Annotated in this window: 24 protein-coding genes and 3 pseudogenes; 18 read left to right on the forward strand and 9 right to left on the reverse strand. The window is 58.0% G+C overall.

Annotation, left to right across the window (positions count from 1 at the left end; all coding sequences use genetic code 11):
- Window positions 1-257: 257 nt before the first annotated feature.
- Entirely contained in the window at window positions 258-1,829 is a 1,572-nt protein-coding gene (locus NTD88_RS04515; protein ID WP_262153361.1) for a TerC family protein, read from the forward strand.
- Here NTD88_RS04515 and rarD read toward each other — a convergent pair.
- Both rarD and NTD88_RS04525 read right to left on the reverse strand, forming a co-directional pair.
- A complete protein-coding gene (gene rarD / locus NTD88_RS04520; RefSeq protein ID WP_262153362.1) occupies window positions 1,792-2,679 on the reverse strand; it encodes an EamA family transporter RarD in 888 nt (295 codons plus the stop codon). The two genes, NTD88_RS04515 and rarD, sit on opposite strands and share 38 nt — an antisense overlap.
- A 43-nt stretch (window positions 2,680-2,722) precedes the next feature.
- Window positions 2,723-4,303, reverse strand: coding sequence for an EAL domain-containing protein (locus tag NTD88_RS04525; protein WP_262153363.1), 1,581 nt, complete (start codon window positions 4,301-4,303; stop codon window positions 2,723-2,725).
- 344 nt (window positions 4,304-4,647) lie between these two features.
- Between NTD88_RS04525 and hppD the strand changes: the two genes are divergently transcribed.
- Window positions 4,648-5,724: a 4-hydroxyphenylpyruvate dioxygenase gene (gene hppD, locus NTD88_RS04530; protein WP_095157510.1), complete on the forward strand. Its 1,077-nt coding sequence runs from the start codon at window positions 4,648-4,650 to the stop codon at window positions 5,722-5,724.
- 169 nt (window positions 5,725-5,893) lie between these two features.
- Here hppD and NTD88_RS04535 read toward each other — a convergent pair whose 3' ends face one another.
- Window positions 5,894-6,694, reverse strand: coding sequence for a CSS-motif domain-containing protein (locus NTD88_RS04535; RefSeq protein ID WP_095157512.1), 801 nt, complete (start codon window positions 6,692-6,694; stop codon window positions 5,894-5,896).
- A gap of 140 nt (window positions 6,695-6,834) precedes the next feature.
- Window positions 6,835-7,539: a type 1 glutamine amidotransferase domain-containing protein gene (locus NTD88_RS04540; protein ID WP_262154171.1), complete on the reverse strand. Its 705-nt coding sequence runs from the start codon at window positions 7,537-7,539 to the stop codon at window positions 6,835-6,837.
- A 146-nt stretch (window positions 7,540-7,685) separates the two neighbouring features.
- On the opposite strand from NTD88_RS04540, the gene NTD88_RS04545 reads away from it, so the two are divergent.
- Together NTD88_RS04545 and NTD88_RS04550 are read left to right on the forward strand one after the other, a co-directional pair.
- Complete coding sequence (locus NTD88_RS04545; RefSeq protein ID WP_095157516.1) at window positions 7,686-8,156, forward strand: nucleoside deaminase; 471 nt, start codon at window positions 7,686-7,688, stop codon at window positions 8,154-8,156.
- A 25-nt stretch (window positions 8,157-8,181) separates the two neighbouring features.
- Window positions 8,182-10,248: a PAS domain-containing sensor histidine kinase gene (locus NTD88_RS04550; RefSeq protein WP_262154172.1), complete on the forward strand. Its 2,067-nt coding sequence runs from the start codon at window positions 8,182-8,184 to the stop codon at window positions 10,246-10,248.
- Here the strand turns inward: NTD88_RS04550 and NTD88_RS04555 are convergent.
- From NTD88_RS04555 to NTD88_RS04575, 5 genes are all read right to left on the reverse strand, one after another.
- Window positions 10,200-11,177, reverse strand: coding sequence for a lysylphosphatidylglycerol synthase domain-containing protein (locus NTD88_RS04555; protein ID WP_262154173.1), 978 nt, complete (start codon window positions 11,175-11,177; stop codon window positions 10,200-10,202). The two genes, NTD88_RS04550 and NTD88_RS04555, sit on opposite strands and share 49 nt — an antisense overlap.
- On the reverse strand, window positions 11,174-12,385 hold the full coding sequence (gene clsB, locus NTD88_RS04560) for a cardiolipin synthase ClsB (RefSeq protein WP_095157521.1): 1,212 nt from the start codon (window positions 12,383-12,385) through the stop codon (window positions 11,174-11,176). The genes NTD88_RS04555 and clsB overlap by 4 nt, the downstream gene beginning before the upstream one ends.
- Entirely contained in the window at window positions 12,382-13,164 is a 783-nt protein-coding gene (locus NTD88_RS04565; RefSeq protein WP_262154174.1) for an endonuclease/exonuclease/phosphatase family protein, read from the reverse strand. The genes clsB and NTD88_RS04565 overlap by 4 nt, the downstream gene beginning before the upstream one ends.
- Window positions 13,161-14,792 (reverse strand): ATP-binding protein, encoded by a 1,632-nt coding sequence (locus NTD88_RS04570; RefSeq protein ID WP_262154175.1) that lies wholly within the window; start codon window positions 14,790-14,792, stop codon window positions 13,161-13,163. Before NTD88_RS04570 ends, NTD88_RS04565 begins: the two co-directional genes overlap by 4 nt.
- A 115-nt stretch (window positions 14,793-14,907) precedes the next feature.
- Window positions 14,908-15,963, reverse strand: coding sequence for a tetratricopeptide repeat protein (locus NTD88_RS04575; protein ID WP_262154177.1), 1,056 nt, complete (start codon window positions 15,961-15,963; stop codon window positions 14,908-14,910).
- Window positions 15,964-16,133: 170 nt separating this feature from the next.
- Between NTD88_RS04575 and NTD88_RS04580 the strand changes: the two are divergent.
- The 14 genes and pseudogenes from NTD88_RS04580 to NTD88_RS04650 form a co-directional block, all read left to right on the forward strand.
- A pseudogene (locus NTD88_RS04580) lies at window positions 16,134-16,391 on the forward strand (ShlB/FhaC/HecB family hemolysin secretion/activation protein); the annotation flags it as partial.
- Window positions 16,384-16,491: pseudogene (locus NTD88_RS29075) on the forward strand (hypothetical protein); the annotation flags it as partial. The pseudogenes NTD88_RS04580 and NTD88_RS29075, both read left to right, overlap by 8 nt.
- A gap of 139 nt (window positions 16,492-16,630) precedes the next feature.
- On the forward strand, window positions 16,631-17,167 hold the full coding sequence (locus NTD88_RS04590) for a hypothetical protein (RefSeq protein ID WP_262154179.1): 537 nt from the start codon (window positions 16,631-16,633) through the stop codon (window positions 17,165-17,167).
- A complete protein-coding gene (locus NTD88_RS04595) occupies window positions 17,164-17,472 on the forward strand; it encodes a DUF3630 family protein (protein WP_262154180.1) in 309 nt (102 codons plus the stop codon). Before NTD88_RS04590 ends, NTD88_RS04595 begins: the two co-directional genes overlap by 4 nt.
- Window positions 17,473-17,699: 227 nt before the next feature.
- A complete protein-coding gene (locus NTD88_RS04600) occupies window positions 17,700-18,170 on the forward strand; it encodes a hypothetical protein (RefSeq protein ID WP_262154181.1) in 471 nt (156 codons plus the stop codon).
- A 354-nt stretch (window positions 18,171-18,524) separates the two neighbouring features.
- Window positions 18,525-18,983 carry a hypothetical protein gene (locus NTD88_RS04605; protein ID WP_262154182.1) on the forward strand — a complete coding sequence of 153 codons (459 nt, stop codon included), beginning with the start codon at window positions 18,525-18,527 and terminating at the stop codon, window positions 18,981-18,983.
- A 64-nt stretch (window positions 18,984-19,047) separates the two neighbouring features.
- Window positions 19,048-19,392 (forward strand): annotated as a pseudogene (locus NTD88_RS29080) (EndoU domain-containing protein); the annotation flags it as partial.
- Between the two features lie 5 nt (window positions 19,393-19,397).
- On the forward strand, window positions 19,398-19,643 hold the full coding sequence (locus tag NTD88_RS04615) for a MafI family immunity protein (protein ID WP_262154183.1): 246 nt from the start codon (window positions 19,398-19,400) through the stop codon (window positions 19,641-19,643).
- A gap of 387 nt (window positions 19,644-20,030) precedes the next feature.
- Window positions 20,031-20,462 (forward strand): hypothetical protein, encoded by a 432-nt coding sequence (locus NTD88_RS04620; protein WP_262154184.1) that lies wholly within the window; start codon window positions 20,031-20,033, stop codon window positions 20,460-20,462.
- Window positions 20,463-20,816: 354 nt separating this feature from the next.
- On the forward strand, window positions 20,817-21,164 hold the full coding sequence (locus NTD88_RS04625; RefSeq protein ID WP_262154185.1) for an immunity 8 family protein: 348 nt from the start codon (window positions 20,817-20,819) through the stop codon (window positions 21,162-21,164).
- Window positions 21,165-21,903: 739 nt separating this feature from the next.
- Window positions 21,904-22,131 (forward strand): hypothetical protein, encoded by a 228-nt coding sequence (locus tag NTD88_RS04635; protein ID WP_262154186.1) that lies wholly within the window; start codon window positions 21,904-21,906, stop codon window positions 22,129-22,131.
- A 387-nt stretch (window positions 22,132-22,518) separates the two neighbouring features.
- Complete coding sequence (locus NTD88_RS04640; protein ID WP_262154187.1) at window positions 22,519-22,914, forward strand: hypothetical protein; 396 nt, start codon at window positions 22,519-22,521, stop codon at window positions 22,912-22,914.
- On the forward strand, window positions 22,911-23,474 hold the full coding sequence (locus tag NTD88_RS04645; RefSeq protein ID WP_315975142.1) for a hypothetical protein: 564 nt from the start codon (window positions 22,911-22,913) through the stop codon (window positions 23,472-23,474). Before NTD88_RS04640 ends, NTD88_RS04645 begins: the two co-directional genes overlap by 4 nt.
- 231 nt (window positions 23,475-23,705) lie before the next feature.
- Window positions 23,706-23,894 (forward strand): transposase (locus NTD88_RS04650; RefSeq protein WP_262154188.1); only part of this gene is annotated, 189 nt, incomplete at its 3' end.

Here is a 23,894-nt window from a genome sequence, read left to right on the forward strand (position 1 = left end):
GGCGAGCACGCTCCCACAACAAAACGCGGCGCCCCCCGCCCGCCCCCCCCCCCACGGCGGCAGAGCGGCCCTGAATTTGCCGCCACAGATTGAAATACTTTCCCTGTGTAGTAAAACGCCGCTACAACTGTAGGATCAACGTCCCTTTTTTGATCTCAGGTTGATATGACAGCGTTCTCGGAGCCCCCCAGTAGCAGGCCTCTCCGGCCTTCCTTTCTTCACCGTCCTTGCGACGCTTCCTGCATGAGTGCCCAACCATGGAATGGCTAGCCGATCCCACCGCGTGGCTGGGACTGGCCACGCTGATCGTCCTTGAACTGGTTCTGGGCATCGACAACCTCGTCTTTATCGCCATCCTCGCCGACAAACTGCCGCCCCATCAGCGCGACCGCGCGCGGGTGATCGGTCTGTCGCTGGCGCTGATCATGCGCCTGGGCCTGCTGGCCTCGATCTCGTGGATGGTGACGCTCACCGCGCCGCTGTTCGAGGTGTTCGACAAATCCTTCTCCGGCCGCGACCTGATCATGCTGTTCGGCGGTGTGTTCCTGCTGTTCAAGGCCACCATGGAATTGCACGAGCGCCTCGAAGGCCATGTGGTGCAAGCCAACGGCCCGGTCCGGCATTCGGCGTTCTGGCCCATCGTGGCGCAGATCGTGGTGCTCGACGCAGTGTTCTCCCTCGATGCGGTGATTACCGCGGTCGGCATGGTCGAACACCTGTCGATCATGATGATCGCGGTGATTTTCTCGATCGGCATCATGATCGTCGCCAGCAAGCCGTTGACCCGCTTCGTCAACGCCCACCCGACGGTAATCATGCTGTGCCTGGGCTTCCTGATGATGATCGGCTTCAGCCTCACCGCCGAAGGTCTGGGCTTCCACATTCCGAAGGGCTACCTGTACGCGGCGATCGGTTTCTCGATCCTCATCGAGCTGTTCAACCAGTTGGCCCGGGCCCGCCGCAAGCGCAGCCTGCAGGAACACCGGCCGCTGCGTGAGCGCACCGCCCATGCCGTGCTGCGCCTGCTCGGCGGACGCCGGGTCGAGGCCGACGAGGTCGGTGAAGAAATCGCCGACCTGGTGGGCGACGGCGAGGAACAGGTGCTGTTCGACCGCCGCGAGCGGGTGATGATCAGTGGTGTGTTGAACCTCGCCGAGCGACCGATCAAGACGGTGATGACGGTGCGCGCGGAAGTCGATGCCATCGACCTGGCGCAGCCGCCCGAGGTGATCCGCAACGCGCTGATCAATTCCTCGTATTCGCGCCTGCCGCTGATTCGCGGCGGCCGCATCGAGGAACCGCTGGGCTACGTGCACAAGAAGGAGTTGCTCAAGGCCATGCTCGCGGGCGAGCAACCCGACCTGGAGCAACTGATGCGGGCGCCGCTGAACCTGCTGGAGAGTTTCAGCATCCTCAACGCGCTGGAGCAGATGCGCGCCGAGTCGACGCACATCGCCTTCGTGGTCAACGAATTCGGTGATTTCACCGGCGTGTTGACCATGACCGACATTCTTGAGTCGATCGCCGGCGAGTTGCCTGACGCCAGTGAAGTGGAAGGCCCGGGCATCGTCGCCGACCAGGACGGGTATCTGGTCAGCGGTGCACTGAACCTGCGCCAGATCCAGGCGCAGATCGGTTTTGCCGCCAGGCCGACCGACGACTACCAGACCCTCGCCGGGCTGGTGATGAGCCTGCTCGATCGCCTGCCGAGGGTGGGCGACCAGTTGGCCTGGAACGACTGGCGGATGACGGTAGTGGAGGTCGAGGAACGGCGGGTGCGGCAGGTTCGCCTTACACCGGCCGGCGCCGCTGACGGAGCAGGTGCCTGACGCCTTCGAGCACCAGCACCACCACCGCCAGCCAGATCGGCAGGTACGTCAGCCATTGATCCTGGGCGATGCTTTCGCCCAGGAGCAGGGCCACCATCACCAACAGCACCGGCTCGACATAGCTGAGCAGGCCGAACAGGCTGAACGCCAGCATCCGGCTGGCCAGCACATAACTGATCAGCGCCAGGGCGCTGATCGCCCCCAATAGTGGAATCAGGCCGTAAAGCTGCGGATGGCTGGCCAGGTCGTCCGCGCTCAGCGGGCCCTTGATCACGAAATACAGCGCCGCCGGCATCAGCAGGCACATGTCCGCCCACAGCCCGCCGAGGTGGTCGGTGCGCAGCCGTTTGCGCAACACGAAATAGATCGGATAACCACCGGCCACCACCAGGGTTTCCCAGGCGAAACTGCCGTGCTGGAACAGCTCGTGCCCAACGCCGGTGATGGCGAAAAACACCGCCACTTTCTGCAGGCGCGACAGGCGTTCGCCGTACACCAACCGCCCGGTCAGGACCATGGTCAGCGGCAGCAAGAAATACCCCAGCGACACTTCCAGGCTGCGCCCGTGCAGCGGCGCCCAGAGAAACAGCCACAATTGCACGCCCATCAGCGCCGACGTGCCGCACAGGCCAAGGAGTAACGCCGGGGTCCGGCGGATGCGCGCCAGCAGCCCGGTGACCAGCGGCCAGTCGCGGCTGATCAGCATGAACAGGGTGACGCACGGCAGGGTCAGGAGCATGCGCCAGCCGAAGATTTCCTCGCCATCGAGCGGGGCGAGGAGGGAGGTGTAGTAATACATCACGGCGAACAGGCAGGATGCCATCACCGATAAAGCAATGCCTCTGGACAAGGGGGCCTCGATACAACGAAAAGCGGGGGGAAGGATTGACCGGTCATGATCTCAGGGGCACCACCGGTTCGGCAACCGTCGCCCCGGTCGGTTGTTCGGCCAGAGCGTTGATGAAGTCGTTCAGGGGCATGGGCCGGCCAAACAGGTAGCCCTGTTGGTAATCCACCTGGTAGCGGGCCAGGTAGTCGCGTTGCTCGGTGGTTTCCACGCCTTCGGCGACGATGCCCAGGCCGAGCTTGCCCGACAGCTCGATGATGCTGTCGAGAATGTGCAGCGACAGCGCATCGACGCCAATCATGGCGACGAAGCTCTGGTCGATCTTCAAGTAATCCACTTCGAACTGGCGCAGATAGCTCAGGCTCGACTGGCCGGTGCCGAAATCATCGATGGCCAGCAGCACGCCGAGCGCGTGCAGGCGTTCGAACAGGTGGTCGGTGGTGTCGCTGGGGATGATCGGCGTGCGCTCGGTCAGTTCCAGGGTGAGCCTCACCCGACCGGGCGGGAAGCGCGCCAGCAGTGCCTGGCAATCGTCGTACAGGGAGAGGTCCTGGCAGTGCGCGGCGGTGATGTTGATGCCCAGGTGGAAACCGTCCTCGAAGGTATGGGCCAGCGGCGCCAGTTGCTCGCCGACCTTCTCCACCAGGCGCCGGGTCATGGGCACGATCAGGCCGCTGTGCTCGGCGTAAGGAATGAACAGGTCGGGGCGCACCAGGCCCTCGCGCGGATGCTGCCAGCGCATCAGCACTTCGGCGCCGGACCAACGGTAGTCGCCGTTGCGCACCACGGGCTGGAAGTAGGGGAGGAATTCGTCGGCATCCAGCGCCCGTTGCAGTTCCGCCCGCTGCGACGAAGCGCGGCGCAACTGCCAGTAGCAGGCGGAGCCGGCGCTGACGCCGAGAAACAGCAGCAGGCCAAACAACGCCGGGTATTCGCTGCGTATCAGTTGCCAGGTCTGCCCGGGGCCGAAGCCGCTGTGCAGGGAAAAGGCATAGCGCTGCGAGCGCACCTGCTCGGCCGCCAGGGCGTAGCCGGGCACCGGGCCGTCGTTGACCTTGCCGCGCTGGTCGATCCAATGCCCGCCGACCTGCAAACGCAGGTCGATGTTCGGTGCGATAAGGCGCAGGGCGCTGGTCAGGTGGTCGCCGTCGAGGGTGCTGATGGCGCCTTTGTCGCCTTCGGTGAGGCGGTACACCAGCAGCGGATGGCCGGGTGACACCGAGTTGCCGTTCATCAGCCACAGGCTACCCTCGGTGTAGTCGGCCGGATTGACCTTTTCCCGGAAGTCGCCGAACAGCGAGGTGCAGTAGATCTCGTCGTGGAAGGTCAGGTTGGTGGAGCGCACAAAGGAGCGCCGGGTGACCTGCTCGCGCAGTGCCAGGTTGACTTGCTCGCAGGGCTGGCCGGCCAGTGGCAGCAGGTCGCGGGCGGCACCGGCGACGTTGTCCAGCACCCGCTCCAGGTGGCTGACCGCTTCATGCGCGCTGCCCAGCGCCCGCGCCTGCAATTCGCGTTGGGCCTGCCAGTGCATGATCGCCAGGCCGCAGACCACCGGGACTGCGCCCACCAGCCAGGGCACCAGGCGGCGCGTGAGGCGGCCGCGGTTACGGGAATACTGCAGGGGCATGCCGGGTCCGTCCGTGTGTTTGGTGTTCGCTCATGATAGCGGAGAGATAACCGGGCGCCGGGGTGGGGCGCCTGCTATTGGTTGTAGGCGGGGCGCGACAAATTCATTTACGCCCTGTAGAATCGCGTTACGCATACAATAATAAGGTTCCCCGCCTCATGGGGAATCAAGCCCGCCGGGAATGGTCCCCTATGAAGTGTCATGGGTTCAAACTGATTTATGGTGACTACCTCGCCCGCAGTGTGAGGGGCATCTCTTGCGCGCCACCAGATTCTTCCGCATCGACCGCAGGTAACGCTGGCTACAACCGTTATTGAACCGTTTTGATGATGAGGAATACGAACATGGCAGATATCTTCGAGAACCCGATGGGCCTGATGGGCTTCGAATTCATTGAATTCGCCTCGCCGACCCCGGGCACCCTTGAGCCGATCTTCCAGATCATGGGCTTCACCAAGGTCGCCACCCACCGCTCCAAGGACGTACACCTGTACCGTCAGGGCGATATCAACCTGATCCTGAACAACGAGCCGAAAAGCGTCGCGTCGTATTTCGCCGCCGAGCATGGCCCGTCGGTCTGCGGCATGGCCTTCCGCGTGCGCAACGCCCATGCCGCCTACGCCCGGGCCCTGGAGCTGGGCGCGCAGCCGGTGGAAATCGAAACCGGCCCGATGGAACTGCGCCTGCCGGCGATCAAGGGTATTGGTGGTGCGCCGCTGTACCTGATCGACCGCTTCGAAGAAGGCAGCTCGATCTATGACATCGACTTCAACTTCATCGAAGGTGTAGACCGCAATCCGGTCGGCGCCGGGCTGAAGCTCATCGATCACCTGACCCACAACGTCTATCGCGGGCGCATGGCCTACTGGGCCGGCTTCTACGAGAAGCTGTTCAACTTCCGCGAGATCCGCTACTTCGACATCAAGGGCGAATACACCGGCCTGACTTCCAAGGCCATGACCGCGCCGGACGGCATGATCCGCATCCCGCTGAACGAAGAGTCGTCAAAGGGCGCCGGGCAGATCGAAGAGTTCCTGATGCAGTTCAACGGTGAAGGGATCCAGCACGTCGCCTTCCTCACCGACGACCTGCTCAAGAGCTGGGATACCCTGAAGCAGATGGGCATGCGCTTCATGACCGCGCCGCCGGAAACCTACTATGAAATGCTCGAAGGTCGCCTGCCGGCTCACGGTGAGCCGACCGCCGAACTGCAGTCCCGCGGCATCCTGCTGGACGGCTCGTCCAACCCGGGCGACAAACGCCTGCTGCTGCAGATCTTCTCGGAAACCCTGATGGGCCCGGTGTTCTTCGAATTCATCCAGCGCAAGGGCGACGATGGTTTCGGCGAGGGCAACTTCAAGGCGCTGTTCGAGTCGATCGAGCGTGACCAGGTTCGTCGTGGCGTGCTTAGCGCCGACTGACTAGCTGAAAAAAAAACGCCGGCATGCCGGCGTTTTTTTATGGGTTTTCAGTGGCCCTTCGCGAGCAAGCTCGCTCCTGCACGAGCGGCGCGGCTCATGATGCTGTAGGAGCGAGCTTGCTCGCGAAAGGCCCCAACAGGTTCAACCGCTTTGCATCGATAAGCCCATGTCATACCCGCCGCGCGGTGGGCTGGCGTCGACGGTACATCGCCCAGTAGCTACCGATGGCGGTCATCAGGCCGACCAACAGCAGCGACGGGGCGACGGCCAGGCTGTTTTCCAGCAACTGCCGGGCGGTGTGGCCCGGCCGATAGCCGACGTGCAGGGTGTAGCCGTACATCGGCGAGACCAGGCTCGCGTACTGCTCCATGTCCACGATGCCGGCGTTCTCCTGCACCTCGCCGCTGGCGCCGATCGATGTCGGCCCGAATTGCAGGATCACATTGGCCGGCTCACGGATGCCATTCAGCAGGCGCTGAAGAATCGCGCCGTCAGCCACCGCCAGTACACCGTAGGGATATTCCTGCAAGCGGTAGTAGAGAATCGCCGAGTCCGGGGTGTTGTCGTTGCCCGGTTCCAGGCGCAGCCGGTGATTGAAGTAGTCGCCGGGATCCACCAGCAGCCCGGACTCCCCGCGCAAGGTGCTGCAATAAGCACGATTCTCCCGGACCAGTGTCAGCGAACGCAGCTCGGGGTTTGCCACCACCTCGGTGTACAGCGTCGGCAGGGCCTTGTCGCACGGTAACTCTGCGAGGTTGAGTACCTTGTTGCTGGCCCCGTGCAGGGACTCGATCAGCCCGTCAACGCGCCGCAAGGCTTCGCGCTGGGCGGCATCGACGGACTCTTCGAGCTTCTTGTCCACCTGCCAGGCCATCACCAGCAGGCCACAGGCAACCGGTGCCAGACCGATCAACAGTGTGGTGAGCAGTTCGAGCAGCGCACGACCGGAATCAAAAGTACGAGAGGGCATGGTTCACCTATGTTGGAGGGCAGGGCCCGGCGTGGGGAAAGTCGCCGGGCCGAAGCCGATCAGCATAAGTGAGCGCTATACACCACTCCTGTACGAGAGCCAGACATGGCGTGTGTGAATGGTCGCTTCGTCGTCGATGGCTAACGGCCGCTTTTGCCTGCCAGGGCGGCCACCACCAAGTGGCCCACCGCGGCGCCGGAGGCCGGGTTCTGCCCGGTGATCAGCCGACCTTCCTTCTGATCGGCAATGGCGAAGGCTTGCCAAGGCTCCTCGGCCTTGCAGTAGAGACCGCCACGGGCGCTCAGCTCGGTTTCGGTCAGGTACGGCACGACCTTGTCCAGCTCGACCAGTTGCTCCTCGATGTTGGAGAAACCGGTCACTTCGCGGTCCTTGACCAGCAGGCTGTTGTCGCTGAGCTTGATGTTCAGCAGGCCCACCGCACCATGGCAGACCGAGGAGACGACACCACCGTTCTCGAAAATCTGCCGGGCGATTTCTTGCAGGTCATGGTTGTCGGGAAAGTCCCAGATCACACCATGGCCACCGGCGTAATAAATGGCCTGGTAGTCCCGGGCCTTGACCTGGCCCGGCGCCAGAGTGGTGCCAAGGCGGTTCATGAAGGCCTTGTCGTCGTACCATTGCCAGTCGATGTCCTGGGCCATGCTCAGGCTGTGCGGGTCGACCGGCACATAGCCGCCGGTGGGGCTGACGTAGTCGACGTGATAGCCGGCCTTTTGCAGTACATCGGCGAAATGCACCGCTTCGCCCAGCCACAGGCCGGTGGCGCGTTTCAGGTTGGGGTATTTGGCTGTGTTGGTCAGCACCACCAGAACTTGCTTGCTCATTGCGGTGATCCTTTTGAAGGGGTTGCACAGGCGGCAATTCGTGGACAGCAAAACGTATACAGCATAGCCGTCCGGCGAAAGCCCGCCATCCGCTATGGCGATGTGCTAGCGTTTAACCTTGATGCCTTGAATCAGGAGAGCCGGACATGGCAGATGCCCAGGAGCAATCGCAGGTTTTCATGCAGGCGGCCATCGACGAGGCGCGCAAGGGGCTGGAAGAAGGTGGCATTCCCATCGGTTCGGTGATCGTCCACAAAGGCCGGATCATCGGCCGTGGCCACAACCGCCGGGTGCAGCAGGGCAGTGTGGTGCTACATGGCGAGATGGACGCGTTCGAGAACGCCGGCCGGCAGAACGCCAGCGTTTATGCCGAGGCCACGCTGTACACCACGCTGTCGCCCTGTTCGATGTGCAGCGGGGCGATCCTGCTCTACGGTATCCGTGAAGTGGTAGTTGGCGAAAACCACACGTTCCTCGGCGAAGAAGCCTTGTTGCGGGAACGTGGGGTGCAGGTCACAGTGCTACAGGATGAGCACTGCATCGGGCTGATGCGCCAGTTCATTCAGGCGCAACCCGCCCTCTGGAACGAAGACATCGGGCAGGAGTCCGAAGCCTGAGTACCTGTAAGGAAGCGACTCGAACATGCACATCATTCATGTCGAACCCCGCCCGCTTCAGCAAGGCGGAATGAGCGAAGAGGTCCGTCAGTTCGACTGGAGCAAGACCTCCCTTGGGCCGATGCATCGCTGGCCGGCCTCGCTGCGTATCGCCGTCGATTTGTTGCTGGCGTCCAAGTTTCCCGGCTGCCTGGTCTGGGGCCGTGACATGGTCAGTATCCACAACGATGCCTTCGTGCCCATTCTCGGCACCAAGCCGGCGCCCTTGGGGCGTGGCTTCCACGAAGTCTGGAGCGACGTCTGGCACGATGTCGGCGCCTTGGCGTTCCGGGCCCTGCAGGGCGAGGCGGTGTTCCAGGAGAACCTGCCGCTGGTGACCAGCCGCAACGGCGTGCTGGAGCAGGTCTACTTCACTTTTTCCTACAGCCCGGTCAGGGACGAGAACGGCGATGTGGTCGGTTTTCTCGATACCGTGCTGGAAACCACCAGCAACGTCGAATCGGAACGCCAATGGCGTGATCTGGCCTGTTCGTTCGAGAAACAGGTTCAGGAGCGCTCCACCGAGCACCAGCGTCTGTGGGAACTGTCCAGCGACTTGATGCTGGTGGTGCAGGGTGATTTGCGCCTGCGCACCGTCAACCCGGCGTGCCGGCAACAGCTTGGCTGGGACGACGGGATTGTCGGGCAGACCCTGCTCCATATCGGTCACCCGGATGACGCCGCCAATCTCGCCCAGTTGCTCGATGGCACCCAGCAAAGCGGCGAAGGGCGCTTGCGCCATGTCGACGGGCACTACCGCTGGTTCAGCTTCGGCGTCATGCCCGGTGCCGGCAGCGTTACCTTGGTGGGGCGCGACATTACCCAGGAGCGAGAGCGTGAAATGGCCTTGCGCCAGGCCGAGGAACTGCTGCGCCATGGCCAGAAGATGGAGGCCGTCGGCCAGTTGACCGGGGGCATGGCCCACGATTTCAACAACCTGCTGGCGGGCATCAGCGCCAGCCTGGAAATGCTCGAACGGCGCGTCGCCAAGGGCCAGACCCAGGACCTCGGCAAATACCTGCACGCCGCCCGCCAGGCTTCCGAACGTGCCGCGCAACTCACTCACCGGCTGCTCGCCTTCTCCCGTCGCCAGCCGCTGTCGCCGCGTCCCACCGACCTGAACGACCTGCTCAATGACATCCAGCCGCTGATTCTCCAGGTGATAGGCCCGGACGTGAACCTGCAACTCCAGGTCGACCCGCGGCCCTGGCTGATGCTGGTCGATATCAGCCAGATGGAAAACGCCCTGATCAACCTCTGCGCCAATGCCCGCGATGCCATGAACCGCCGTGGCAGCCTGAAGATCAGCACCAGCAATGAGCGTTGCGAGACCGCCATCCCGGGGCGCGATCTGCCGCCCGGCGACTACTGCTGCCTGCGGGTGGAAGACGATGGTTGCGGCATGGCCGCGGAGATTGTGCAGCGCGCCTTCGATCCGTTCTTCACCACTAAACCCGTGGGCGAGGGCACTGGCCTGGGCTTGTCGATGGTCTACGGTTTCGTCCGCCAGTCCGGCGGCGGCGTGTGGATCACCTCGGAAGAGGGCCGCGGCACCCGCATCGAATTGTTGCTGCCGCGCTACGTCGGCCCGTCGCTGCCGCTGCCGCAACCTCTTAAAGTGCTGCCGGCAAGCCCGGCGCAATTGCGCAACGAGCGCATCTTGCTGATCGATGACGAGCCGAACCTGCGCATGTTGATCAAGGAGGCGCTGATGGATCAGGGGCTGGAGGTGCTGGACGCCGCGGATGCCACCAGCGGCCTGGCGTTGTACGACAGCGCCGGCCCGATCGATCTGGTGGTTTCCGATATCGGCCTGTCGGGCGGGATCAGCGGCGTTCAGGTAGCACAGCGGTTGCGCAGCCGTTCACCGGACCTGCCGGTGCTGTTCATCACCGGATTCACCGAAGAGGCCCTCGACCCCTGCGATATGCTCGCACCGGGCCTGGAACTGATGACCAAGCCCTTCGGCCTTGACGCGCTGGTGCACAAAGTCACGGCGATGCTTCACCCGACCCGGCCACTGTTGGCGGAAGGGGAGGTGCGTTCAGTCTGACCGGCCCGGCTGGCCAGACGCTCCAGCACCAGGTACACCGCCAGCGCCACCAGCAATGGCAGCAGGAAATACACCGCCCGATAGCCGATCAGCGCCGCCAGCAGTGTGCCCTGGCTGTATTGCCCTTGCAGCAGGGTGATGAACACACTCTCCAGCACCCCCAGACCCGCCGGAATATGAGTGATGACCCCGGCGATGCTGCTGACCATCAGAATGGCGAGAATGGTCGGATAGCCGGCCTTGTCCGGCAGCAGCGTGTACACCACCAGCCCCATCAGCGCCCAGTTGCCGGCGCCCATCAGTGCTTGCAGCAGCGCCAGGCGCCAGGACGGCAGGCGGATTTCCTGCCCGCGTACCTGCCATTTTCGACGTCGGGAGAAGCGGCATGCCAGCAGGTACGCCAGCGCCACCAGCAGCATGCCGATACCGATCAGACGCAGCCCGGTGCTACCGATTTCCAGCCCCGCCGGCAGGCGCGGGAATCCCATGGCGAAAAGGCTGCCGGCCACCAGCAGATAGCCCAGCCAGTTGGTGACCAGGCCGAGGCCGAGGATCCGGGTGATGGTCGGCGTGTCCAGTCCCAGCCGTGAATACAGCCGATAGCGCAGCGCCACGCCGCCGACCCAGGCGCTCAGGTTGAGGTTGAAGGCGTAGCAGACGAACGCCAGCGGCAACACCCGGCGCGCGGGCAGGGTATGTCCGCTGTAGCGTCGGCCCAGCAGGTCGTAGCTGGCGAACAGGGTGAAGCTGCAGGCGACGAACCCCAGCGCGGTCAGCAGTACGCTGGGGCGGTAGGAGGTCAGCGCCTGCCAGACCTCGCCCCAGTCCTGGTTGCGCAGCAGCATGAACAACAGCACCGGGACAAGGATGAAAAAGGCCACGGTCAGCACCTGCCGCGCGCGTTTCCACAGCGAATGACGACCCTTCATGACAGCCGCTCCTGACCGATGTCGGCCTGGTACAGCGGCTTGAGCCGTGGCTTGTGCGCCGGCAGCCAGCCGACCAGCGCGGGAAAGTAGCGGGTGAAGTGGAACGTCAGGAAGATCAGCGGCGCCCGCCACCAGTAGCCGCGCAGCACCCGTTGCAGGGTCACCCGCTTGCAGCGTTTGTGCATCAGTTCATCGAGGTGCTCGAACAGGCGCTGGTTGAAGGCTTCGTCGCGGATCACCAGGTTGGCCTCCAGGTTCAGCGACAGGCTCAGCGGGTCGAGGTTGCTCGAGCCCACGGTCGACCAGTGCCGGTCCACCAGCGCCACCTTGCCATGCAGCGGCCGTTCGCAATATTCGTGAATCTTCACCCCGTCGCGCAGCAGGTAGTTGTAGAGCAGCCGCGAACACAGCCGCACCCATGGCATGTCGGGCATGCCCTGCAACACCAGGGTCACGTCCACCCCGCGGCGGGCGGCGTTGCGCAAGGCCCGCAGCAGGCGGTAGCCGGGGAAGAAATAGGCGTTGGCGATGATGATCCGTTCATGGGCGCTGACGATGGCCCGCAGGTAATGCTGCTCGATATCGGTGGGGTGCTCGTCGTTGTCGCGAATGCACAGGCGCATTCGCGCTTGCTCGCTGTCTGGTTGCAGCACCGGCGCGCGACGCCACCACGCGCGGTGGCGGCCGCCAAGGCGGGCGCGGCTGTCGAGCAGCTTGAGGGTGGCCTGGCGCAGGTCATCGACGATCGGGCCGCGCACCTGCACGGCGTAGTCCTGCTTGGCCATGTCGCCGAAATCGCCCAGGTGGTCCGCCGAATAATTGATCCCGCCGATGAAGCCCAGGCTGCCGTCGATCACCAGGATCTTGCGGTGCAGCCGGCGGAACAGGTTGGTGCGCACGCCCAGGCGCATCGGGCTGGGATCGAAGGCCTGCAACTCGACGCCGGCATCGAACAGCGCCTGCAGGTACGCGTGGCTCAGTTCCGCGGTGCCGTAGCCGTCCACCAGCACCTTGACCCGCACGCCGCGGCGGGCAGCGTCGATCAGCGCCTGTTGCAGTTCGAGGCCGACCTTGTCTTCGTAAATGATGAAGGTTTCCAGCAGCACTTCTTCATGGGCCTGGCGGATCGCCTCGAACGCCGCCGGGTAGTATTCCTCGCCGTTGATCAGCAGTTGCACGTGGTTTTCGTCGCGCCATTCGGTGTTCATAGCAGTACCTCTACACAGAGTGGCAGGTGATCGGACAGGTGCGACCAGGGTTTGCGCGCCATCACCCGTGGCGCGCGGGCCCGGGCGTTGCGCAGGTAGATGCGGTCCAGGCGCAGCAGCGGCCAGCGCGCCGGAAAGCTGCGCGCCGGCGCGCCAAATGTCTGGCTGAACACTTCGAACAGGCCGCTGGCCGCCAGCACCGGGTCGGCGCGCTGGCGCCAGTCGTTGAAGTCGCCGGCCACCACCACCGGGGCGTCCGCCGGCAGGCTGTCGAGCAGCCGGCACAGCAGCGCCAGTTGTTGGCTGCGCTGCTTTTCGTCCAGGCCCAGGTGCACGCAGATGGCATGGAGCTGCTCGCCGGCCGGCAGCGACAACACCGAATGCAGCAAGCCGCGCTGCTCGCTGCCGCCGACGCTGACGTCAAGGTTCTGGTGCTCGAGGATCGGAAACTTCGACAGCAGTGCGTTGCCGTGCTCGCCGTCCGGGTACACCGCGTTGCGCCCGTAGGCGAACACCGGCCAGAGGCTGTCGGCGAGAAATTCGTATTGTGGCTGCGGCGACCAGCCGGGATAGCGCTCGCCGTGGCGGCTGTGGCTGCCCAAGACTTCCTGGAGAAACACCAGGTCGGCGTGGTGGCTGCGTACCGCCTCGCGCAATTCCGGCAAGACGTAGCGCCGGTTCAGCGGGCTGAAGCCCTTGTGCACGTTCACCGTCAGCACCCGCAGGACCTCCAGCGGCGCCACCTCGGTCAGGTCCACCGGGCGTTGCGCCTGACTCATGAAGTGCCCTCGCTGCTCAGCATCTGCGCCACCTTGTCTTGCAACTGGCCGAAGCTGAAGGGCTTGTTCAGCACCTGCATGCCCGGGTCGAGACGGCCCAGATGGGCCGATGCATGTTCGGCATAACCGGTGATAAACAGCACCCGCAGGCCGGTGCGCAACTTGCGCGCCACCTCGGCCAATTGGCGACCGCTCATGCCGGGCAGGCCGACATTGCAGATCAGCAGGTCATAGGCGCGGCCGGAGCGCAGCAGGGTCAGGGCCAGGTTGCCGTCGGAGACGTCCTGGCACTGGTAGCCCTGTTCGGACAAGGTGTTGCGCACCAGTTGGCGCACGGTGTTGTCGGACTCGACGATAAGCACCCGGCGCTCGTTGCTGCCCTGTGTCCTGACCGCTTCGGCGAGCACCGGATCGGGGCTTTCCGGGTGATGCCGCGGCAACAGCAGCTCGACCTCGGTGCCCTGGCCGACGCGGCTGTGCAGGTTGACGTGGCCATGGGACTGGCGGCTGAAGCCATAGACCATCGACAGGCCGAGGCCGGTGCCCTGGCCCATCGGCTTGGTCGTGAAGAAGGGATCGAAGGCCCGGTCGACGGTGCTTTGCGGCATGCCGCAACCGTTGTCGCTGACGCTGATCCGGACAAAGTCGGAGCCGGCCAGCGGGTGCGCCTCGGGCAGCGGGCGGGGCAGGTGACGATTGCTCACCACGATACGCACTTCGCCGCCTTCGGGCAGGGCGTCGCGGGCATTGACCAACAGGTTGTCGAGGGCTTCCTGCAATTGCCGGGCATCGGCCTTGGCCGGCCACACCTGTTCGTCGATCTGCACCTGCAGGCGCACGCCCGGTCCCAGCAGGCTGCCCAGCCGTTTGCGCTCCAGCAGCGCGGCGAGTTGCACCGGGCGGTCGTCCAGCGATTGCCGGCTGGAAAACGCCAGCAGCCGATGGGTGATGCTGGCCGCGCGTTGCACCGCGCTCAGGCCGATGTCCACCAGCTTGGGAATGTCCTCGGGGCGCTTCTGGTTCAGGCGTTGGCGGATCAGTTCAAGGCTGCCGCCGATACCGGTGAGCAGGTTGTTGAAGTCATGGGCAACGCCGCCTGCCAGTTGGCCGATGGCTTCCATCTTCTCGTCGTGGCGCAGGCGCTGTTCTTCTTCGCGCAGGTGGCGCACCCGCTCTTCGGTCTGTTGTTGCAGGCTGGCCAGCTCCATGCCCTGCTGGCAGGAGTAATACTGCCGGCGGCGGGCACGCAGCGATGAGTGCGTGAGGTCGAGCAGGTCCTGATCGGGGAAGGGAAACGGCAGCACGAACAGGTTGCCCAGGCCCAGGCACAGCTCGGGACTGCTGCTCACATGGCGCTCGCCGTCGCCGAGCAACACCACTGGCAGGTCCGACCACTGGGGCTGGTGGCCCAGGTAATGTTGCAGCGCCGAGTGATTGAAGCGGTCGAGACAGGTGTGGGCGATGATGGCCATGCCGGCGCCGTGGTCCAGCGCGCCGCCCAGTTCCTCCAGGGTATCGATGGCCAACGCACTGACACCGGCCTGGTCCAGCAGGCTCAGCGCCAGGCCACTGATCGCTGGCGGAGCCAGGATCAATGCACGCTCGCTGTTGGCTGACGAATCGTTCACGGTCGATCTCCTTTGATAGCGCGCAAGCGGCAGGCCGCAGGCACTGTCGCACTATCACTGGACCACGCCGTTCACGACGGGGTTCAACCGGTGTTGCCAGATGGTTCGGGGCGGCCTAGAGGCCTTGCTGCACCAGGGGGTCGTCGGGGTTCTGCTGCTCCAGTTGGGCCAGCAGCACCTGCACATTCTGTAATTGCCCGCTCTCTTTCCAGTACTCGATCAGCAAGACCCGCGCCTTGCGGTTCGCCGGCTGGCGCGACAGCACCGTTTCCAACTGCTTTTGCGCCGCGTCGAGCTGGTCGAGGCTGTGCAGGCTGGTGGCCAGGGTGTAGCGGTAATCGTTGTTGTCCGGCTCCAGCTCCAGCGCCCGCGAGAAGGCCAGCAGGGCGTATTCGTTCTGGCTGTGACGCAGCAACCAAAGGCCCAGTTCGTGTTGCAGGAACGCCGATTCCGGGTGGCGTTGCAGTGCCGACGCCAGCACTTCGCGGGAGGTGTCGCCCTGACCCTGGCTGTCCAGCAGGCGGACCTTGGCGGCGATGGCGTCGAGATTGTCCGGCTCCAGCGCCAGGGCGCGGTCCAGCGCCGCGTTGGCCGCCTGCAAATCCCGCTCGTGGATATACAGCCGCGCCAGGTGCACCTGGTCCTGCGGATATTCGGTGCGCAACAACAAGTCCTGCTGGTACTGCTCGAGGACTTCCTGCAGCGGCCCGAAGTACAGGCCCACTTCATCCGGCGTCAGCCCCAGCAGCGCGTCCACCGCGGCAAACCGCACGCTTTCCTCCTCGTCATCCAGCATCGGCCCCAGCACCAGGCTGCGCTGCGCCGCCGGCACCAGCGCGGCAATGCTCTCGACGGCCGCACGGCGGACCAGCGGGTCTTTGTGTTGCAGGTCCTTGCGCGCCAGCTTCAGCGCCAGCGGCGACGGGTAATTGGGCAGCTCGGCATACAGGCTGGCGCGGCGAATCGGCGACAGGTCATCACGCCCCAACTGCTGATACAGCACCCGCGCCGCGCCCGGCAGCCCGTTATGCGCCTGGGCCAGCGCCTTGGCGTAGGACTGCTGCAGCGCCGGAGTGGGGGCGGGGGGATCGTTGCGCAAAAACAACCCGGCCAAGGCGAGAAGCAACAGCACGACAAGGCCGGCCAACAGATAGACACGCGGTCTGGACATGCAGAATCCGGGAAAATGGCTTACGGAAAAGGGGTCAAGCTTGGGTCAGGTAAATGGTTGAGTCAATGTGTGGGGTATTGGCTGCGGTCTTTTGGCGATATTGACGCCGGATTTCCAGCTCTTTAATATCGCGCCACCAATGATGGCGTAGTGATATCGGAAGGATGCCGATGCTGTTCACCCACCACTTTCTGCCGAGCGTGTTGCTCTGCCTCGTGGCAACGGGGCTGACCGCTTTCGCGCCCGTGTTTGCAGCCACTCCGGGCGAGCAGGACCTGATCCGCGACCGCCAGGACCGCCTGTTGCAAGAGCAGCAACGCCGTCTTGAAGAACTGCGCGAACTGCCGGGTAATGAAGCCCCGCCAGTTGCCCCCGAGCCCGCGCCGGACACCCGCTGCTTCCCCATCGACAGCATCGAAATCAAAGGCCAAGCGACTGGGTGACGGCTTGTATGAGCAGCGCCTGATTCAGCAGGCAGTGCTCGAACACACCGGCCAACGTTTCATCGACGGCCAGAACACCGGCGAAAAACCGCTTTGGAAGATATGGCGAGCGGTGCTTCAAAACGGTGTTGTGGGCGATGGGGGCTGCCAATTGCCCACGGTGTGCGGCTGAAGACGTTGAGAACGCTTGGAACGCGGTACTGGGGATACCCGAAGAACTCCGGATGAAGAGCTATCTTGATAACCTTCACATCATGCAAGGAGGCGGTGCTCAGGTAGTCAAATCCAACGCAAGCTCTAGCACCGAGTTGGGCGTTGGAATAGGGGTAACGATTGCTACAGGGGATTCTCTATCTGGCAATGCTTCTCGTACACTCGACGACGTGCGGGATGCAAAAGGTACTCCTGCTTGGGACAACGCTATATCTAAAGCTGACGGAGACTTCGGGTATCTCCCACGTGTCCGAGAAAACTATGTTAAAGATGTTTACGACTTGCAAGGTGCTGTGGACAAAATGCGTGCCGGCGGCGCTAGCGCAGAAGAAGTCGCAAAATATGCATATGGCGCAAGAAACGAGTTGAAAGTAAAGTATAGGGAGTATACGCCTCCGGATATGCTTGACGTCATCGATGCAAGAAATTTGGAGCGATATGGTAACAAGATTGGACCTGCATTTGATGATCTAGTTAAAAAGGGAAAAACTTTTGATCGGATAATTGAGAGTTCTACGCGAGTTGGTGGTGGAGATCTTTTTCAATGAAAAAATTTATTGATGAAAAAGTGTTTTCTCTTGGCCGTATGAGGTCTGGGAGACTGTATGCGGAGCTGACTTCTGATGTGGGCTGGGAAGGCTTCCCTAATTATGCCGAAGAATTCGTTAAGTTATTTTCTGGAAAGATTATTAGCAGAAGTGATTCTGTTGATACTAGAGTGTGGGGGGTGATTATAAAAGACCGGCTCCTGCAATTGGTTTATGAAGACTATCCTGTGATGATTAGTTTGGAGTCGCAAAGTGAGGAGGGGGATCGACTTATCGAGGAATTAAAAGAAATTTCTATTAAGTAGAATTATTCCTTCGGTGCAAAAGCAACTGCTTCAACAGGAAAAGTTGTAGCTGCTGAGGCCACGAGTGCAAATGCCCACGGAAAAGGGGACAGATTTATTTTCAGAAAAGGAGAAAAGGGGACAGAAAAGGGGACAGATTTATTTTTAGCTGAATAAAAAATAAATCTGTCCCCTTTTGCGGTTCAGAATCCATCTGTACAGAGCACATTGAAGGGAGGTGTCAGGTAATGAACTTTCCTGAACTTATGATTGCCTGGCTGTTAACAGTGCTCGGGAAGAAACTGCTGACAGTAAATGCTCTATTTCATGTTTTCTCTTCCGAGAGGGATTCTGCCCCTCAAGAGATTGGCCTTCTATTTGAAAATTCTGAAATTGGGAAGCTCTATGGCGGACCTGATGGTGCGTCTCTCTGCTTTTCTTTGAGTCCGATTTCAAGCTGCGATCTAGGTGAATACGGTAGGCAAGATATTTTTTGTATCTCTGATGAGCTTTATTTTTCCGATGTTGTAGGAAAGAGGTTAGTGTCAGCATCGCTTGTGCAGTCCTTGACGGACGACGTAGTGATAGGCGTTGCTCTCTCGTTTGATAACGGGCTTTACTTATCCATTTTAAACTTAGGTGATGAGCTTTTTGTCTATGATGAAATCCCAGAGGAAATAGTGATCAGTGAGGGGTTGAACCTTACCTCTGTGAGTTAATGGTGCAAAAGCAACTGGTGCAGCTGAAGTACCGGCTACGTCTGCAACTGCACGGGTAGGACTGCGGGAAGACCTTGCAGCGCAAGCCGGAATCCCTAGCGAAAGGGGACAGATTTATTTTCTTTCGCTTTGCTAAGCTGAAAACCTCAATGGAATGAGGTTGCTATGCCAAGAATAGGACGCACGAGAAAAGGCACAGAAAAGGGGACAGATTTATTTTTAGCTGAATAAAAAATAAATCTGTCCCCTTTTGCGGTAGTCCCCTTTTGCGGTAGAGGTTATGATTCGAAGTTAGTAGATGAAACTGTTCAAAAAAATAGTGGAAAGAAATCGCAATACGGGGGTTATTAAATAATGAACACTTGGTCGGATTTTGTTCGGGCTCTTGGTCAAGATGAACGCGGGGAAATAGTCGCCGACTTATGTCGAAGAGTCGGAGAGTTGCCGGCCGTTTCGGAAACCCCGGATAACTATAATGACCCGGAAGGTAAGACAAGATTCTATAAGTTTGTTAAATCTGGCATAGAGATTGGGTTTCGTTCGGGAAAATTAAATCACATTCATTTTTTGGTGCAGCCTCACGAAGGTTATTCGGCATATAAGAAAGATGTGCTTGGTCGTATAGCTCAAACATGGCGTGTTCAAGATGTTATTGCAGAGCTAGGCTCGCCTAGCAAAGAGGCGCCAGGTAGAGTCGATGTGTTAATCGGCTATATACAGCAGTGGCTAAAGTATGAGTTTAAGACGTACGCTCTACGCATGGAGTTTTCGGAAGATGGACGCTTGTGGAAGGCGACGCTAATATCAAATTGATCGCTTTAGGCGTAGCAACAGATTAGATATTTGTGTGATTTTTAGATGGTGCAAAAGGACTTGGAAAGGATTACTTGATATTCTTTCTCCTGAAGCAAAGCAACATATTCTGTACGGTGATAAGCCAGGCAGTGGTGGACATATGTGGCCGGGACAGGAAGGAAAGACAGTTTTTCCTGAAAGTTGGTCAGGAGATAAGATTGTTGACGCGGTCGGCGATATCACGACATCTCCGAGTACTAAGTGGTACGCGCAAACTGGAACCGGTGGCGCTTATACAGCTAAAGGAGATGCTGCTAAATGGGTCGCTTATGAAACTCGTGATGGCGTACGAATGCGAGTTGTATATCCGCCGGCTACAGGAAAGGTTGTTACTGCATTTCCTGATGATGCTCCAATTCCACCTTAGGATTTATGTTTGCGGATCGTATCATTAGGTTTGAGGAAAAATTTGAAGGTCGATTAAATTCCGATCTTCTCCAAGGCGCCTTGGATTATGTCGCGTATAGCGAAGAGAGTCTAGCCTTTGAGATATTGTGCGATCATATTTGCGAATATGATATTTCTATAACGGACGAAGAATATAGAGAGGCTGTTCTGCTGGTTCTAGATATGGGGCTTGATTTAGATGAAGGGCCATTTAAGCACCTGCTGGGTTGAAGCGGTAAAGAGATAGAAGTTAGTTGGTGCAAAAGGCATCCAGAAGGTTCCAGGTTTGGGAGAGGTAGATGACTTCTTTGCATCACAATCGACTAACCTCAATAAAAAGCTGGGAGCAAAAAATGGTGAGGGGCGCTTACCCTGTGAGGCAAGTAGGACTGGTGTAGACCAGGCTAAGGCAACGGTTAAAGAAACCCTAGAGAACGCTACATCTGCGAGTCCAGTAATTTCCAGCTCAACCGTTCGAGGTAATTACAATCTCGTTCATGTATACAGCTCCAAGACTAATAGCACCGTAAGCTTAAGGGTGTTGCCGGACGGAAAATATGAGTTTGATACATTAATTCCAGAGAAGTCATCGAGTTTTAATGTGGGGGGTGAGAGTCCATGCTGATCAATGAGGTTTTGTGCGATATCAGATTTCGTTCTTTTTTTATGAGTAGAGATTTGGTTTGTGAACTTTTGGTGCTGTTTTTTAGAATGTCTATCACAGGATGGGTATCGCTAACGATTAGCGAGGGCGTATCAAAATTTACAGTGCTAAATTCAGAGCCGGGATTGCTAGAGTTGTCAGAAATTAGTGATGATTTTGCCTACCCGATTAGATCGTTAAATGCTCTAGATAAGTTTTTAGGGTTAGAGATTTTGGCCGTGTACGAGTACAGAATTAAGAATGTTGACGAAGGTTGCGTTGGGATATATCTGGATTTTGGTGGTTGTGGACTTAGTCTTATTGAGTCTGATGAATGCCTGTCGATTGTAGAGGGTGCGATGCAATATTTGGATGGCGAGATTTCTCTATGTAAAATAGAAGTTTAGTTGGTGCAAAAGCAATAGCTACTCCACGCACTCCACTAGCTGGTCCTATTGAAAACTGGAAAACCTTTGTTACTGCTGAAAAACAGATTCAACTGGAAGCAGGTGCTCGGCAGCTTGTAGATCAAGTGATCAATGAAACTCTATCTGGTAAGAAAAATTTCACGAGCTCTATGACGCTCACAACCGATGATGAGAAAAGGAAAAGGGGACAGATTTATTTTTAGCTGAATAAAAAATAAATCTGTCCCCTTTTGCGGTTCAGGCTAATTTTGAAATGTACCAAATCAACCCTGTGACAGGTCAGCGCGTAAAGGTAAGTAACGGCCATCTGAATATAGCTGATTAGGAGGAATAATGCGTGCAGTTATAAAAGGTATTTCTAATGATGTTTTTGATGTTGAGACCTACTGCCCAGAGAATGTAGGCAATTTTTCTTTGAGTCTTCGTATTCGAGTTGGGCTTGATTGCACGCAAGGGGCAGATGATTTTGAGCTTTTTGTCTGTACTCCAAAGTGGCTAGAAGAGACAGTATGGGAAGCTCGTTGGGGGCGAGGTCTATTAATTGTTCAAAAATATAATTTCTCGACTATTAACGGGTTGATTCATGAATATGTGAGTCGCTGCGAGGGAGATAGCTGGGAAACAATCGTGGTACAGCTAGGAAAGGTGTTTTCTTGGGAGTTTGATGATTACCAAGCCTAGCTATGTTAAATCGCTCATCAGTTTTATCAGGGGGGCGAGGAGGATGATCGGGAAAGGGGGAAGATTTATTTTTAAGTGGTCGAGAATAAATCCGTCTCCTTTTTTTGTATGTGCCGTGAAGGTCAGGAATATGAAGCTCGAAGCCGAAAATAGTCCCGTAGTAATTGGTGTTAATCAGGTGCAGCTTGTAAGAACGCTAAAAAAATTAAAAAAACTACGGTCCTAGCTCATTCGCATGCATAACTGACCACGACGGTAATTATGTGCATAGAAAAGGGACAGAAAAGGGGACCAGAGAAAAGGGGACAGATTTGAATGGCACTTACTTAACAGCTAACCACTTGAACTGAATAAAAAAGGGGACAGATTTATTTTTAGCTGAATAAAAAATAAATCTGTCCCCTTTTGCGGAAACGACCCCTCTTCGTGATAACGGCAATCCCGTATCTGCGGGTTTCGATCACGTTCTAGATGGGCATTTCAATAGAGAAATCTCTAACTCGCGCTCCGTATTTACCATTGCTCCGGATGAGCTGAAAGGTATCCTGCAGAGCAGTTCTGTTGTAAAGTCTCCGGTTGTTGCGCTACCAGATGGCCAATTTTCTAGAACGGTTGATGTAGGTCGAGCTATTGGCACTACTACATTGAAGGATGGTGGAGTTCCTACTTCTGTGATAAAGGTATTCACCGATAAGTCAGGAAATTTAATTACAACGTTCCCGGTTAAGGTGGGCAGCTGATGCGTACTCTACCCATAAAAATATGGCATGAATTCCAGTCGGTAGTGGCAGCTCTGAGTGATGAAGCACCTTTGAGGAAAGTTCTTGAAGTAATACTGCTTTGGGTGAGAAGTAACCATAAGCATCTTACTGGTAAGCCGTTTTCGGTTTATGGGGTGGATAGCTTTGCAAATTTAGATGAAAAGGAGATTCCAGTTGAGTACTCTTCCTTTAAAAAAGTGATTTAATTAATTTCAAGAGTGTTGTTTTTAAACGTCAGGCTAAAGATGTAGAGTCGATTGCGAGGTTTTTACGCGATACGGTTGAGGAGTTGGCGACTGTCGAAGTTGATGAGCGATGCCCCAATTGTCAATCCGAGGGGATGCGGGCCTTTATAGGTAAGCATAATGGATTGTTGGCTTATCAGTGCAATGTCTGTGGGTACTCCCGCTATTCAGATGGATCTAGGGTTGAGGGCGGTGGATTAGAGTTTGCGAGTGAGAGGCAGTTGCGAGAGTTTGGCCTGATTTAATGGTGCAAAAGCAACTGGTGCAACTGAAGTACCGGCTACGTCTGCAACTGCACGGGTAGGACTGCGGGAAGACCTTGCAGCGCAAGCCGGAATCCCTCGAAATATGGTGGAAGCTCCGGCGAATGTTTGGGGGAAATCCATTGATGATATTCAGCAGTCGTTCAAGATGGATGGTGCCAAGCTCACATATGTGCCGCCGAAAACTGGAACATCTGGTAACGCGCAGGTGTACAAAGTTGAAGGTGGCACAACTGGCATCAAAGAGATTCAATATAGTCCATCTACTGTTGATGCCTCGGTCAAATCAGTGCATGTGGGTGAGTACTATAAAATTACATACGTTGATGGTAGTAAGGCTAAGGTTATTGATCCTGCGACCTACAGACCGACATTCCAGGGGCCTTCTAAGCCCATTTATGATGCCAATACGACATACTTGAATCCGCAAGGTCAGAAAGTGAAATTCAACCCTGCAACCAATGCGTGGATTTCCGAATGATGCTGCTAGATAGTTTTTCTATAGTTTGGGACGCTTCAATTATTCCTGGTGTATCACTTGCAGGAATACCGTTGCATGCTAGTGCTGTCGATCTGGAGGCTGTGCTTTCGAAATATTTGACTGATAAGAATTCTTTGCGGTATAGGTTTGAAGGGGCGCCAGACCTTTGTTTGAGTGGGTATGGTCTGGATGAACGTGGTAATGGTGGTTATTCTTTTTCAATTTTTGATGATGAAATTGTCGGTGAGTTAAAAAAAGGAGTTCCTGCATTATCTGTTCTTATTCGTAGTGGGAGGGTGTACGCAGTTAAGGTTTATGACTTTAGCTTTCCAGGCGAGCCTGCGCATAGATTTGTTTACAAGGGGCTTTTGTCGGGATGCATAGGTTTGGGAAGTCTTGTATCTGATATTTTGCCATTCACTAGTTTAGAGTTTGATGAGGCCGAAGAGTGGTTTTATACCGATCGTGATTATGGTGCCCTTGAAGTTACGGGGTGGGGGGTTCCTCTGGAGGAGCAGCCGAACCAGCTTATTACAGCTATTTGTGTAATTCAGGGATGACAGGCCTGCATGTATAAAATGTAAAAGCCTCAGACCTGATCTGACACCCTCGACACCGGCCTTGCGCCGGTGTTTTTGCACCCTATCTGCCCCCTTTTTGTAGCCTTCTTGCACCCTTCCTGCACCCCGTTAGTGCTCAAGTCGCACCCTTTCTGTAGTCTTTCGAAAAAGGGGACAGATTTATTTTCATTCGCTTTGCTAAGCTGAAAACCTCAATGGAATGAGGTTGCTATGCCAAGAATAGGACGAGTCGTATTACCCAACTACCCCCATCACGTCGTTCAGCGTGGTCACAACCGACAGGTGGTATTCGCTGCTGCGGAGGACTACCAGCGCTACGTCAATGATCTACAGGAACTGAAGGACGCATTTGGTATAAAAATTTATGCTTACTGCCTGATGACAAATCATGTCCACCTG

The sequence above is a fragment of the Pseudomonas sp. 20P_3.2_Bac5 genome, from assembly GCF_025466035.1.
In the GTDB taxonomy this organism is placed as follows: Bacteria; Pseudomonadota; Gammaproteobacteria; order Pseudomonadales; family Pseudomonadaceae; genus Aquipseudomonas.